Here is a 12,596-nt window from a genome sequence, read left to right on the forward strand (position 1 = left end):
TTTGGCTCGATCACGTCCGAGCTGGGCCGTCAGCGCGACGAGATCGAGCTGATCGCGTCGGAAAACATTGTCTCTGCCGCCGTGATGGAGGCGCAGGGCTCGGTGATGACCAATAAATACGCCGAAGGCTATCCCGGCCGTCGCTACTATGGCGGCTGCCAGTTCGTCGACATTGCCGAAAACCTGGCCATCGACCGCGCGAAAGAGCTGTTTGGTTGCGGCTTTGCCAACGTGCAGCCGAACTCGGGCAGCCAGGCGAACCAGGGCGTGTTCCAGGCGCTGATCCAGCCCGGCGACACCATTCTGGGCATGAGCCTGGATGCCGGTGGTCACCTGACCCACGGTGCCCGCCCGAACCAGTCGGGCAAGTGGTTCAACGCCGTGCAATACGGTGTCCGCAAAGAAGACAACATGCTCGACTACGATCAGGTCGAGGCGCTGGCGAAAGAGCATAACCCCAAGCTGATCATCGCAGGTGGCTCGGCCATCCCGCGTCAGATCGACTTTGCCCGCATGCGCGAGATCGCCGACATGGTCGGCGCCTATTTGCACGTGGACATGGCGCATTTCGCCGGTCTGGTGGCCGCAGGCGAGCATCCAAGCCCCTTCCCGCACGCGCATGTGGCGACCACGACAACCCACAAGACCCTGCGTGGACCTCGTGGTGGTATGATCCTGACCAATGATGAAGATATCGCAAAGAAAGTGAATTCGGCGATCTTCCCCGGCATTCAGGGTGGTCCTCTGATGCATGTCATCGCAGGCAAGGCGGTTGCCTTCGGCGAGGCTCTGCGCCCCGAGTTCAAGACCTATATCCAGCAGGTCATTACCAACGCGCAGGCGCTGTCGGATCAGCTGATCAAGGGCGGTCTGGACACGGTGACCCACGGCACCGACACCCATGTTGTGCTGGTCGACCTGCGCCCCAAAGGTGTGAAGGGCAACGCGACCGAGAAGGCTTTGGGCCGGGCGCATATTACCTGCAACAAGAACGGCGTGCCGTTTGATCCGGAAAAGCCGACCATCACCTCGGGCATCCGTCTGGGTTCTCCAGCTGGCACCACGCGCGGCTTCGGCGAGGTCGAATTCCGCCAGATCGCGGACTGGATCATCGAAGTGGTCGACGGTCTGGCCGCCAATGGCGAAGACGGCAATGCCGAGGTCGAGGCCAAGGTCAAAGCAGAAGTCGCCGACCTCTGCGCCAGATTCCCTATCTATCCGAACCTTTAAAACCAAGGACCCTAAACCATGAGCTTTCACCCAATCGAACAGGCTCCGGCCCGTCTCAACCGCAGCGAGCTGGCTGTTCCGGGCAGCCAGCCTGGCATGTTTGAAAAAGCGGCCAAGTCGGATGTGGATGTGATCTTCCTGGATCTGGAAGACGCCGTCGCGCCCAACGAAAAGGAACAGGCCAGAGCGAACATCATCGAGGCCCTGAATGACATCGACTGGGGCAACAAGACCATGTCGGTTCGGATCAACGGGCTGGATACTCATTACATGTATCGTGACGTGGTGGATGTGGTCGAACAGGCCGGTCAGCGTCTGGACCTGATCATGATCCCCAAGGTCGGCACCGCCGCCGATGTCTATGCTGTCGACATGCTGGTCACCCAGATCGAGGACGCCAAGGGTTACAAAAAGCGGATCGGGTTCGAACATATCATCGAAACCGCGCTTGGCATGCAGAATGTTAGCGAGATTGCTGCCGCGTCGAAACGCAACGAAAGTCTGCATTTCGGGGTTGCCGACTATGCGGCCTCGACCCGTGCGCGGACAACCATCATTGGCGGTGTGAACCCGGATTACTCGGTGCTGACCGATGCCGACCCTGAGGGCGGCCGCATGACCCATTGGGGTGATATGTGGCACTACGCACTGGCGCGTATGGTTGTTGCGGCGCGCGCAAACGGCCTGCGCCCGATCGACGGCCCGTTCGGCGATTTTCAAGACCCCGCTGGCTATCGTGCGGCGGCAAAGCGCGCAGCGGTTCTGGGCTGTGAAGGCAAGTGGGCCATTCACCCCAGCCAGATCACGCTGGCCAATGAGGTCATGTCGCCTTCGGATGCCGAGGTGGACAAGGCCAAGCGGATTCTCGTCGCGATGGCCGATGCAGAGGCGGCAGGCAAGGGCGCTGTCTCGCTGGACGGTCGCCTGATCGACTATGCCTCGATCCGGCAGGCGGAGGTGCTGGTTGAAAAGGCAGGTCAGATCGCTGCCGCGTGATCTGCCAAGCGTTAGACGGAGCGGGCTGTCCCATCGGACGGCCCGTTTCGGTTTTGCGGACGAAAGGCGCTGATCGGGCGGCCGAATTCACGGGTGAACGACCGCCCCAAGGCCGACGCACAGGAAAACCCGCATCTTAGGGCAATCTGTTCGACACTCAGTCGCGTTTCCTGCGCCAGATAGCGCGCATGTTGCAGACGATAGAGCTTGTAGTATTTGCCAGTCGTCATCCCCAGCTCATCTGCAAATGCGCGGCTGAGGCTGCGCTCGGAGAGCGAGACGCGTTCGGCAAGTTCAAAGGTTGTCAGCGGAGTCTCGACGTTTTCGGCAATGACATTCAGCGCGTCCAGCAGTTTCGGCGACCCACGATCCTGCAATTGTTGAGAACCGCGCTTCAGCTCGGATTGGCGGGCAGGGTCGTAGATGAACATGTTCGATGCATCAAATGCGGCGGCGGGGCCGAACAGGTTCTGGATCAGGTCGAGGGTCAGTTCCAGCGCCGTGCTGGCCCCTCCGCAGGTCAGAAAGGGTCCGGAATGGACAAACCGGGCGCTGGACACGTTCACTTTGGGAAAGCTTTCGCGAAAGGCATCAAACTCTTGCCAGTGGATCGTGGCTTGGTGCCCGTCCAGAACCCCGGCTTCGGCTAAAATCCAAGCCGCGGTATCCAGGGCCAGAACGCGCTTGGCAGTCCGAACAGCCTGTCGGATCGCAACTAGAAGCTCTCTATTGATTTGCTGCCGGACGCGGTAACCGGCCACAATGACCAGCGTTCCGGTCGATTTTGCTGGGTCGAAGACCCGATTGGGAGAAACTTGTATTTCGCTGGAGCTTTCCACGGGTTCGCCGTTCAGGCTGGTGATCTCCCAACCCGGGCTGGCGTAGAGCGCGCGCATCTTGACGTCCCGCAACGGCTCCAGCGCGCTGGCCAGAACCATGTTGGAAAACCCGCCCAGCAACAGGAACTCGAAATGCTCATGAGGGGATGACGACAAAAGTATTCCTCCTGACGAGAAATGTATCGTTTGTTCTGGGATTTTGAAAGTAGCGTTGCCGCATTCAGTCGCCTTCCAAGGCGCGATTCCTGCTGATCGAAGGACAAAGATATGCCCCTTGCCATGAACCGTGAAGTTTTCATCACCTGTGCCATCACCGGATCGGGTGGGACGCAGGACAAGTCTCCGCATGTACCGCGCTCGCCAGAGCAGATTGCCAACTCGGCCATTGATGCGGCCAAAGCAGGGGCCGCTGTTGTGCATTGCCACGTGCGCGACCCGGAAACCGGCGTGCCCTCGCGCGATCTGGGCCTGTACCGCGAGGTGACAGACCGCATTCGCGATGCTGAGGTCGACGTGGTGCTGAACCTGACGGCCGGTATGGGCGGTGATATTGTGTTCGGCCCGACCGAGAGCCCGTTTCCGGTCAATGAAGAGGCCACTGACATGATCGGCGCGACGGAGCGGATGGCCCATATCGCCGAATGCTTGCCCGAGATCTGTACGCTCGATTGTGGCACCATGAACTTTGCCGAGGCGGACTATGTGATGACCAACACCCCCGGCATGCTGCGGGCGATGGGTCAGATGATGACCGATCTTGGCGTGAAACCAGAGATCGAGGCCTTCGACACTGGCCATCTATGGTTCGCCAAGCAATTGGTGAAAGAGGGTATTCTGGAGCCCAACGCTCTGGTCCAACTGTGTATGGGTGTCCCGTGGGGTGCCCCCAACGACATCAACACCTTCATGGCGATGGTCAATGCGGTGCCGTCTGATTGGACATGGTCGGCCTTCTCGCTGGGTCGCGATCAGATGCCCTACGTTGCGCAATCGGTGCTGGCTGGTGGCAATGTCCGCGTCGGGCTTGAGGACAACCTGTTTCTGGAAAAAGGCGTTCTGGCCACTAACGCACAACTGGTCGAACGTGCCGTTACAGTGATCGAGAACATGGGCGCCAAGATCATCGGCCCGGATGCCGTGCGTGAGAAACTGGGCCTGACCAAGCGCGCTCCCGTCGCGAAATGAGCAGGCGCGTTCTTGTAACTGCAGGTGCGGCTGGCATCGGCCGCGTCATTGCGGAGCAATTCCTTCAAGATGGATCGCGGGTCGCGGTTTGCGATGCGGATCCCGCAGCGGTTCAGAGCTTTGCCGACGCGCATCCTGGCAGTATCGCCGTGGTGGCCGATGTCACCTCGGAAGCCGCAATGGACGCCTTCCTAAGTTCGGTTGAGGCCGAATGGGGCGGCATTGATGTGGTTTGCGCCAATGCCGGTACCGGCGGCCCCGCCGGGCCGATCGAAGACCTTGCCTATGACGCGTGGCAGCAATGCCTCGCCACCAACGTGCATGGCGCCTATCTGACCTGCCGCTGGGCGGCGCGGGTTATGAAGGCACAAAAAAGCGGCCTGATCGTCATGACCTCATCCACTGCTGGGATCATGGGTTATCCCATGCGGTCGCCCTATGCGGCGGCGAAATGGGCCCTGATCGGTCTGACCAAAACCCTCGCGATGGAGCTTGGCCCCTTTGGCATCCGCGTCAACGCGATCTGCCCCGGTGCTGTTGAAGGCGACCGGATGGAGCGTGTGCTGGCCAACGAAGCCGCAGCCCATGGTCAGAGCATTGAGACCATGCGCGCAGCCTATGTGACTGGCGTGTCCATGAAAACATGGGTCACGGCGCAGGACGTGGCGAACAGCATACTTTTCCTTGCCTCGGAGGCGGGGACCAAAATCTCGGGGCAGGTTCTGTCCATCGATGGCCATACGGAGACACTTGCGCCATGACACAAAAAGCAACCATCGTCGGCGGCGGCGTGATCGGCGGGGGCTGGGTTGCCCGCTTTCTGCTGAACGGCTGGAACGTATCGGTCTTTGACCCGGACCCTGAAGCCGAGCGTAAAATCGGCGAAGTGCTGGCCAATGCCCGCCGCGCCTTGCCCGCCCTATATGACAAGGCGCTGCCGGCCGAGGGCACTCTGACCTTTCATGATGATATGGGCGAGGCCTTGGCTGATGCCACGTGGGTTCAGGAAAGCGTGCCCGAGCGTTTGGACCTCAAGCACAAAATCCACGCGCAGATCGACGAACTGTCGCCTGCCGATGCGGTGATCGGGTCTTCGACCTCGGGGTTCAAACCTTCAGAGCTGAACGAACACGGCGGTCGCGTTGTCGTCGCGCACCCGTTCAACCCCGTCTACCTGCTGCCGCTGGTCGAGCTGGTGGGGGACGCGGACACCTGTGCCAAGGTGTCGGATATCCTGCGGTCCATTGGGATGTATCCGCTGACTGTGCGCAAAGAGATTGATGCGCATATCGCCGACCGTTTCCTCGAGGCCGTCTGGCGCGAGGCGCTTTGGCTGGTCAAGGATGGCGTCGCCACGACTGAAGAAATCGACGAAGCGATCCGTATGGGGTTTGGTATCCGCTGGGCGCAGATGGGCCTGTTCGAAACCTACCGCGTCGCGGGTGGCGAGGCAGGGATGAAACACTTCATGGCGCAATTCGGCCCGGCCCTGCAATGGTCCTGGACCAAGTTGATGGATGTGCCGGAATTTACCGATGAACTGGTCGACCTGATCGCGGGTCAGTCGGATGCGCAATCCGGCCATATGTCGATCCGCGAATTGGAGCGTCTGCGCGATGACAACCTGATCGGGATGATGCGCGCGCTGAAGAAAACCGGCAGCGGTGCGGGCGGCGTTCTGAACGCGCACGAAGCGATGTTGCCTGACCCCGAAGGTGATGATCTGCCGATCACCGTGGATCGTGTCATCCCGCAAAGCTGGACAGACTATAACGGCCACATGAATGAGGCTCACTATATCGAGGTCTCGGCCCAGGCGACGGACAATTTTATGCTGATGATCGACGCGAATGCAGACTATATCGCGGCGGGCAACAGCTATTTCACGGTTGAGAACTTCGTGCAGTACCATGCGGAATTGCATGCAGGGGATCGGCTGACCGTCACCACGCAGGTTCTGCGCGGTGAAGGCAAGAAAATGCATCTGTTCCACCGTCTGCACGGACCGGATGGAGAGGTCGCGGCCACTGTCGAAACCCTGCTGCTGCATATGGATCTGAACGCGCGCAAGACCTCTCTGCCGACCGAGGGTGTGGCCGCGAAACTGACCGCTTTTGCCGAAGATCACGCCAAGCTGCCAGCCCCTCAGGGGGCGGGCCGCCATGTGGGGCAACGGGGCTGATACCAACGCGTGCCGCCTCTGGGTTCATGAATCCAGGGGCGGCATCTACTGGCGGGTCGATCTGCAAAGATCCTGATCCGCCTTTTTTCCGCATGCGCGGCGGCGTTGTGCTATAATTTCCTCCAATTGTTGTTGTGTTTTGGAGGTAAATTATGATTTTTCGTTTAGTGGCAGCACTTTGTTTAACCTTCGCTTTGTCGACCGCGAATCCCCAGATTGCCAGGGCAGACGCGGGTGACTTTATCGGCGGCGCGGTCGTCGGAGGCGTAGTTGGCTACGCGATCGGCAAAGATCAGCAAAAGAAGAAAGCGCAGCGCTCGACCACCCGGACATATCGGTCGGGCATCCCATCTACCTCGCAAGGGGCGCAGACGCAAACGGCGCTCAACTATTTTGGCTACAATGCAGGGCGGGTTGATGGTCAGGTGGGTGCCGGCACGCGAGCTGCAATCCAACGGTATCAGGCGTCCATGGGATACCCGGTCAACGGGTATGATTTCCAACCCTATCAGCGCGATTTCCTGATGCAGGCCTATTACTGGGGTACAAGTGGCGGGCAGGCCAGCACTCAGCTCTCCGGTCAGCCTTTGTTGATGGCCTATCGTCGGCAAGTCCAAACGGGCACGGCTGTGGCCGCTGCTCCGCAACCCGCGCCGCAACCTGTAGCGCCTGTGACTGCGACGGCGGCACCTGCTGAACCGGCGCCCGAGCCTGAAGTGACCGAAACGGTCACTGCAGCCCTGCCGAGCCTGTTTGCAGGCGGTACCGGTGGCCCGTCGCTGGCCAACCGTTGTAGCGCGGTGATGCTGCAAACCTCGACCAATGGCGGCTATACCACGCTGGCGAACATGTCGGACCCCGATTTCGCCCTCAGCGAGCAGTTCTGTCTTGCGCGGAGCTACGCCATGGCACGGGGTGAAGATTTGATGCAGGACATTCAAGGCCTGACACCGGATCAAGTGACCGCGCAATGCGAAGCCTATGGTGAGATGCTTGCACCTCAGGTCGTCTCCCTGTCGTTGACGTCTAAAACCGAGGCCGAAACGCAGATGCGCAAGCTGGCGTTGGATTCTGGCCTAAGCCCCGAGGACATTGCAGCGACAAGCAAGGTCTGTCTGGCGATGGGCTACCGTCAGGACAATATGGACAGCGCAGTAGGCTCGGCATTGATGCTGGTTGCCATGGGTGAACCTGCCTATGGAGAGTTGATCGGTCACCACCTGCGCGAAGGCTTCGGCGTGCAAGAGCGTCGCGATCTGGCAATGCAGTGGTATGATGCAAGCCTGTCCGCGCTGGATGCAGGATCTCAGGCCGTGTTCCTGCCGTCACAATCGGATCGCCCGGAATTGCTACGGGCAGCGATGACAGAAGCACAGTAGGTCTGGCTGACCCATTCCGCGGGCGCATGGATCGCCCGCGGTTTTTCCATCGCCTCAATAACAGGAACCCTGATCGGGTGCCGAGCAGACCGGTGGACTGCGTGACCTGTTCGAAGTCTTAGATTTCGTAGGGGCTAGTGGCAAACCCCTTTGGTGCGGGCAATTCCTACCGCCAAGGGTGTGTCAGTGATCCGCAATCAACCCCTTTTCCCGCGATGCTTGTCTATGGTTGGTCCACGTTCAAAATCCGGGGGGCATGTACATGAGTTCGGACGAGTAAGGCCGCAGCTACGCCTGCGATTGCGCCGAACAGATGCGCCTCCCACGAGATGCCGAGCTGGCCGGGCAGAACGCCCCAAAGGATTGATCCGTAAAGCAGCCCGACCACCATGGCCACGGCAAGGGTCACGGGCGACCGATCGACCACGCCGCGCGCGACCAGAAAGCCGAACCACCCAAATACCAGCCCAGATGCGCCGATATGGATGGCTGTGTTTCCGAACAGCCAGACCAGCGCTCCGCCCAAAGCGATGATGACGGCGTTCACGACCAATAGCGCCCGCGTTGCTGTAGCCGCCAGCAAGGCTCCCATCAGGATGAGAGGAGGCGTATTTGAAATGAGATGCGGAAAGCTGGCATGCAATAGTGGCATGCCAAAGATCCCGTCCAACCCGGTGATCTGCCTTGGGATCAGCCCGAACGCGAGGTTCAGGCGGTACCCAACTGCCCAGTTGAGAACCTGAATCGCCCAAAGTGCCGCAATGAACAGCGCCAGAACCTTGAACCGCGAAAAAACAACGCTTTTACCGTTTTTATCAATCATCTGAGATAGATAATCCCAGCAGGGAGAACGATCAATATGCCTTGCAGGATGGTCGGATCAGAGCGCGGTCGCTGACGCACTCAGGTAGAAAAGACCTCGAAATGGATATGGTTTTCCTCAACCTCTAACGCTTCAAGACCGGCCTTCAGGTCGGTCATGAAATCCAACGGACCGCAGAGCAAGTACTGAGCGTTGGGACCGGCGTTCAATGCGATCAACTCTTGCGCCGTGATCCGGCCTTTTATGTCAAAATCCTGGCCCGCCACGTCCTGCGCCTCGGGCGCACTGTAGTAGATAAGTTTCCGTGCGGACGAGCTGGCGGCGATCAAGCGGTCAGTTTCGCCGCGCAACGCGTGAAATCGTCCGTTGCGCGCGGCGTGTATGAACCAGACCGGACGATCAGGGTGCTGTGCCACAGTCTGATGCAGCATTGCGACCATCGGGGTCACGCCAACGCCGGCGCTGATGAGGATAAGGGTGCTGTCACCGGAGGGGACCAGGAAATCTCCGGCCGGCGGTTTGGCCTCGATCACGTCGCCCACTTGCACCTTGTCGTACAGAAAGCGGGACGCAGCACCATTCGGTTCGCGTTTCACAGTGATCCTGTAGTTGTCCTCGACCGGGTTGCCGGACAGGGTGTATGTCCTCCGCAGCTTGGTGTCATGCGTCGGAACGTTGAGCGTAATCGGCAGGTGCTGCCCCGCCTCAAAGGCGGCAAGTGGCCCCCCATTTGCAGGTCGCAAGTGAAATGAGGTGATCCCCTCGGCCTCGGCAATCTTGTCCGTAACCACCAGCTGCCTCGATGGGGTCGGCTCAGCCGACCATCGCAACGACAGCGCGTTTGGTCGGTCAATCACGGCGTCGACCTGTACGTCGATAATGCGCAGAATGTTGGGGTCACGAGCCTCGGCCGGAGCCCAGTCGATCTCGGCCCGCCCGGATAGATGTAGCAGCCCTCCGGTCGCGAAATCGACGAACAGCAGCCCGATGTGCGGGTTTTCCAACAGGTTACCAATCGTGTTGAAGAAGTTGTTGCCGGAATAGTCGGGAATACGCAGACGGTTTGGGCCGACCACGCGAACAAATCCGGGTGTCCCCCCGCGATGAGAGGCATCAAACCCGTTCGAAGCCGCGTGTTGCGGACCATGCCGACCAGACCCGACGAACAAGGTATCCGAGGCGCTGATACGGGCGATCTGTTCGGGGTTGAGGTGGTCCGACACCACCGCCTCTTCCGGTTTATTGCCGGCCACCCGCCGCCAGTCGCGTTCATTGATATACTGAGGGCAGTTGCCGAAGCTCTGGCGGATATTGATTGCAAAACCAGTGTCGGTTGGACGGGTCCGACCGCTGAACCGATTGCGTCTCCGCGTCGCCAGCTCGATGCCGACAACGCCGATATCAGCCCCTTTTCGCAGGCTTTCTGCCAGCGGATCACGCGGGTCGATCACGGTATCAACCGTCAGTCTGCGGGGATCAGGCGAATGAACGAACCTGTCTTCGCCTTCAATGATTGTCGCCCATATGCGGCCTTCTGCATCGCTGGACGCAGCCACCAGAAACGGCTGCGCCTGATAGAAGGCACGATGCTGGTCCGGCAAATGGTCGCGAATGTACGGAGCGGCTCTGCGGGCTATGTCGCCCGCACCGGCCCGCTCCTGCGCCGCCAGTTCGCCCGCGTGAAACGGAGTATCCGTGCCAGACATCGTCTTACCTCTTTGCTGTGTGTTTAAAGGCCCAGATCGCTCAGCCCCGGATGGTCGTCCGGGCGACGGCCCAGAGGCCAATGAAACTTGCGCTCATCCTCTGTGATCGGCAATTCGTTGATGCTGGCAAAGCGGTTGGCCATGTAGCCGTTTTCGTCGAATTCCCAGTTCTCGTTGCCGTAGGCCCGGAACCAGTGTCCGCTGTCATCACGGTATTCATAGGCGTATCGCACCGCGACGCGGTTGCCGTCATGGGCCCAAAGCTCCTTGATCAGGCGATAGTTCAGTTCCTTGTTCCATTTGCGGGTCAGAAACGCCTCGATCTCGGCGCGGCCAACTGGGAATTCGGCCCGATTGCGCCATTTGCTGTCAGGCGTGTAGGCCAGCGCAACCTTGGCCGGGTTGCGGCCATTCCAGCCGTCTTCGGCCAGACGGACCTTTTCAATCGCGGTTTCGCGGGTGAAGGGCGGCAGAGGGGGACGGGGGGCTTCTTGTGTCATTGCACGTCTCCGATGGGGTGTCTGGCGAAGACGTTCAGGCGACGAGGCCCACGGCGGTGGCTGGCATCGGCTCGAACCCGTCCAGCGCCTCGAACCGAGCGATCCATGCCCGCACATTCGGATAGGGGTCGAGCGAGACGTTCCCCTCAGGCGCGTGGGCCGTGTAGGAGTAGGCGGCGACATCTGCAATGGTCGGTCGGTCGCCAACCAGCCAGTCGCGGGTTTCCAATCCTTTTTCAAGCTTTTGCATCGCCTTGGCTGCGGTTGCGGCGGCGAAATCGACATCCAGAGGTGCACCGAACACCGTGATCAACCGCGCCGCCGCGGATCCGAATGCGATCTCACCCGCGGCGAGGGTCAACCAGCGCTGCACCGCCGCTTCGCCTGCCGGGTCGGTTGGCATCCAGTCGGGGGCGTATTGGCGGGCGAGGTATACGAGGATCGCGTTGGAATCCGAGACCACAACATCACCATCCTCAAGCACCGGGACTTGCCCGTTGGGGTTCATCTCCAGAAACTCAGGCGATTTATGTGCGCCTGCGGCCAGATCGACGAAAACGGTCTCATGGGCGATACCGGCCAGCTTGGCAAAGACCAGGGCGCGGTGCGCGTGGCCGGATTTCGGGAAGTGGTGGATACGTACTGCGTTCGACATTTGTCAGCTCCTGTCATGCGCGGAATTGCTTCTGCGGCTATAGATACAGCTTGCCATCAGGGGCGATAATGGGCACTTTCAGCGGATCATTAAGCCCTAGGAGGGCGTAATACACATGGACAAGATCGACCGAATGCGCGCTTTTGCGTTGGTGGCACAGAATGCCTCGTTCACTTTGGCAGCCCAACGGCTTGGGCGGTCGTCGCGTCTGGTCAGCAAATACGTGGCCGATTTGGAGGAGGCGCTGGGCGTTCAGCTTCTGAACCGAACCACCCGCAGCGTATCCCTGACGGATGCGGGGACGACCTACCTGGCGATGTGCGAACCGCTTCTGGACGGGTTCGACGAAATGGAGGAGGCGGTGCGCAATGCGCAGACCTCTTTGCGCGGTGTGATACGGATTTCTGCGCCGACAGGGTTCGGCTCACTCCGGCTGGCCTCGTCGCTGGCGGCTTTTGTCGAAAAACACACTGAGGTCGAGATTGACCTCAACCTTTCAGACCGCCGTGTGTCGATCATTGAAGAAGGTTTGGATTTGGCGATCCGGATCGGGCCCACACGGGACAGTTCGCTTAAGATGCGCCGGTTGGGGCCGATGCCGCTGATTGTATGCGCGTCTCCAGCCTATTTCGAACGTGCTGGTGTGCCTGCGCATCCAAGTGCCCTTGCCACGCATGAGTGCATCCTGGACGGCAACATGAGCGACCCTGCGCTCTGGCGTTTTGATGTCGACGGCAACGAGGTCACGGTGCACGTTAATGGTCGCCTGCAGGCCAATGCGCCTGCGGCTTCTGCAAGGTTGGCTGCTGCAGGAGTGGCTGTTGCCAGATGCCCGGCCTACACGGTGGCGGATGCGCTCAGGTCTGGGGAATTGGTCGAGCTGTTCGCCGAATACCGTGTCACACCTTACGTCGTGGCGGCACTTTTCCCGCAAAACCGCAGGCTGACCACGCGGGTCCGCGCGTTGATCGACCATCTGGCAAGCGACGACCTTATCTGCAACGCCGGAGCGTAGTGCCCAAGACCCATGACGCGTAGACCCTTGACCAATCCCTTGCCCCTTGTTTTCGTAGGGTCGAGCGCTGGGCGACCCTCACCTGC

12 protein-coding genes are annotated in these 12,596 nt (G+C 60.1%); 7 read left to right on the plus strand and 5 right to left on the minus strand.

All coding sequences use genetic code 11. The features are described 5' to 3' along the window. Both glyA and ACP15L_RS17765 read left to right on the plus strand, forming a co-directional pair. A partial coding sequence (gene glyA / locus ACP15L_RS17760) for a serine hydroxymethyltransferase (protein WP_425083769.1) occupies positions 1–1,230 on the plus strand: 1,230 nt, incomplete at its 5' end. 18 nt (positions 1,231–1,248) lie between these two features. Beyond that, positions 1,249–2,226, plus strand: coding sequence for an HpcH/HpaI aldolase/citrate lyase family protein (locus tag ACP15L_RS17765; protein WP_425085190.1), 978 nt, complete (start codon positions 1,249–1,251; stop codon positions 2,224–2,226). A gap of 11 nt (positions 2,227–2,237) precedes the next feature. On the opposite strand, the gene ACP15L_RS17770 is transcribed toward ACP15L_RS17765, so the two are convergent. Beyond that, positions 2,238–3,221 (minus strand): GlxA family transcriptional regulator, encoded by a 984-nt coding sequence (locus ACP15L_RS17770; protein WP_425085191.1) that lies wholly within the window; start codon positions 3,219–3,221, stop codon positions 2,238–2,240. 111 nt (positions 3,222–3,332) lie between these two features. On the opposite strand from ACP15L_RS17770, the gene ACP15L_RS17775 reads away from it, so the two are divergent. The 4 genes from ACP15L_RS17775 to ACP15L_RS17790 all read left to right on the plus strand — a co-directional run bounded on the left by ACP15L_RS17775 (position 3,333) and on the right by ACP15L_RS17790 (position 7,811). Further along, positions 3,333–4,250: a 3-keto-5-aminohexanoate cleavage protein gene (locus ACP15L_RS17775; RefSeq protein ID WP_425085192.1), complete on the plus strand. Its 918-nt coding sequence runs from the start codon at positions 3,333–3,335 to the stop codon at positions 4,248–4,250. After that, the gene (locus tag ACP15L_RS17780) at positions 4,247–5,011 is read left to right on the plus strand and encodes an SDR family oxidoreductase (protein ID WP_170376886.1); all 765 of its coding nucleotides are present in this window, start codon (positions 4,247–4,249) and stop codon (positions 5,009–5,011) included. Before ACP15L_RS17775 ends, ACP15L_RS17780 begins: the two co-directional genes overlap by 4 nt. Then, entirely contained in the window at positions 5,008–6,432 is a 1,425-nt protein-coding gene (locus ACP15L_RS17785) for a carnitine 3-dehydrogenase (RefSeq protein WP_425085193.1), read from the plus strand. The genes ACP15L_RS17780 and ACP15L_RS17785 overlap by 4 nt, the downstream gene beginning before the upstream one ends. A gap of 152 nt (positions 6,433–6,584) precedes the next feature. Next, positions 6,585–7,811 carry a peptidoglycan-binding domain-containing protein gene (locus tag ACP15L_RS17790; RefSeq protein WP_425085194.1) on the plus strand — a complete coding sequence of 409 codons (1,227 nt, stop codon included), beginning with the start codon at positions 6,585–6,587 and terminating at the stop codon, positions 7,809–7,811. 223 nt (positions 7,812–8,034) lie between these two features. Here the strand turns inward: ACP15L_RS17790 and ACP15L_RS17795 are convergent, their stop codons facing one another. The 4 genes from ACP15L_RS17795 to ACP15L_RS17810 all read right to left on the minus strand — a co-directional run bounded on the left by ACP15L_RS17795 (position 8,035) and on the right by ACP15L_RS17810 (position 11,495). Continuing rightward, positions 8,035–8,634, minus strand: a complete 600-nt coding sequence (locus tag ACP15L_RS17795) for a rhomboid family intramembrane serine protease (protein ID WP_425085195.1) — start codon at positions 8,632–8,634, stop codon at positions 8,035–8,037. Positions 8,635–8,714: 80 nt separating this feature from the next. Beyond that, positions 8,715–10,340 (minus strand): pyridoxamine 5'-phosphate oxidase family protein, encoded by a 1,626-nt coding sequence (locus ACP15L_RS17800; protein ID WP_425085196.1) that lies wholly within the window; start codon positions 10,338–10,340, stop codon positions 8,715–8,717. A 23-nt stretch (positions 10,341–10,363) separates the two neighbouring features. Further along, positions 10,364–10,840 (minus strand): nuclear transport factor 2 family protein, encoded by a 477-nt coding sequence (locus ACP15L_RS17805; protein WP_170554828.1) that lies wholly within the window; start codon positions 10,838–10,840, stop codon positions 10,364–10,366. Between the two features lie 34 nt (positions 10,841–10,874). Further along, a complete protein-coding gene (locus tag ACP15L_RS17810; RefSeq protein WP_425085197.1) occupies positions 10,875–11,495 on the minus strand; it encodes a glutathione S-transferase family protein in 621 nt (206 codons plus the stop codon). Positions 11,496–11,610: 115 nt separating this feature from the next. On the opposite strand from ACP15L_RS17810, the gene ACP15L_RS17815 reads away from it, so the two are divergent. After that, positions 11,611–12,510 carry a LysR family transcriptional regulator gene (locus ACP15L_RS17815; RefSeq protein WP_425085198.1) on the plus strand — a complete coding sequence of 300 codons (900 nt, stop codon included), beginning with the start codon at positions 11,611–11,613 and terminating at the stop codon, positions 12,508–12,510. Positions 12,511–12,596 lie beyond the last annotated feature (86 nt).

Source organism: Ruegeria profundi, from assembly GCF_049800715.1.
GTDB classification, from domain to species: Bacteria; Pseudomonadota; Alphaproteobacteria; order Rhodobacterales; family Rhodobacteraceae; genus Ruegeria; species Ruegeria profundi_A.

Coding starts and splice junctions, on each gene's coding strand:
- ACP15L_RS17765 (WP_425085190.1), top strand. CDS start 1,249: ATGAGCTTTCACCCAATCGAACAGGCTCCGGCCCGTCTCAACCGCAGC.
- ACP15L_RS17775 (WP_425085192.1), top strand. CDS start 3,333: ATGCCCCTTGCCATGAACCGTGAAGTTTTCATCACCTGTGCCATCACC.
- ACP15L_RS17785 (WP_425085193.1), top strand. CDS start 5,008: ATGACACAAAAAGCAACCATCGTCGGCGGCGGCGTGATCGGCGGGGGC.
- ACP15L_RS17790 (WP_425085194.1), top strand. CDS start 6,585: ATGATTTTTCGTTTAGTGGCAGCACTTTGTTTAACCTTCGCTTTGTCG.
- ACP15L_RS17795 (WP_425085195.1), bottom strand. CDS start 8,634: ATGATTGATAAAAACGGTAAAAGCGTTGTTTTTTCGCGGTTCAAGGTT.
- ACP15L_RS17815 (WP_425085198.1), top strand. CDS start 11,611: ATGGACAAGATCGACCGAATGCGCGCTTTTGCGTTGGTGGCACAGAAT.
- ACP15L_RS17780 (WP_170376886.1), top strand. CDS start 4,247: ATGAGCAGGCGCGTTCTTGTAACTGCAGGTGCGGCTGGCATCGGCCGC.
- ACP15L_RS17805 (WP_170554828.1), bottom strand. CDS start 10,840: ATGACACAAGAAGCCCCCCGTCCCCCTCTGCCGCCCTTCACCCGCGAA.
- ACP15L_RS17810 (WP_425085197.1), bottom strand. CDS start 11,495: ATGTCGAACGCAGTACGTATCCACCACTTCCCGAAATCCGGCCACGCG.
- ACP15L_RS17800 (WP_425085196.1), bottom strand. CDS start 10,340: ATGTCTGGCACGGATACTCCGTTTCACGCGGGCGAACTGGCGGCGCAG.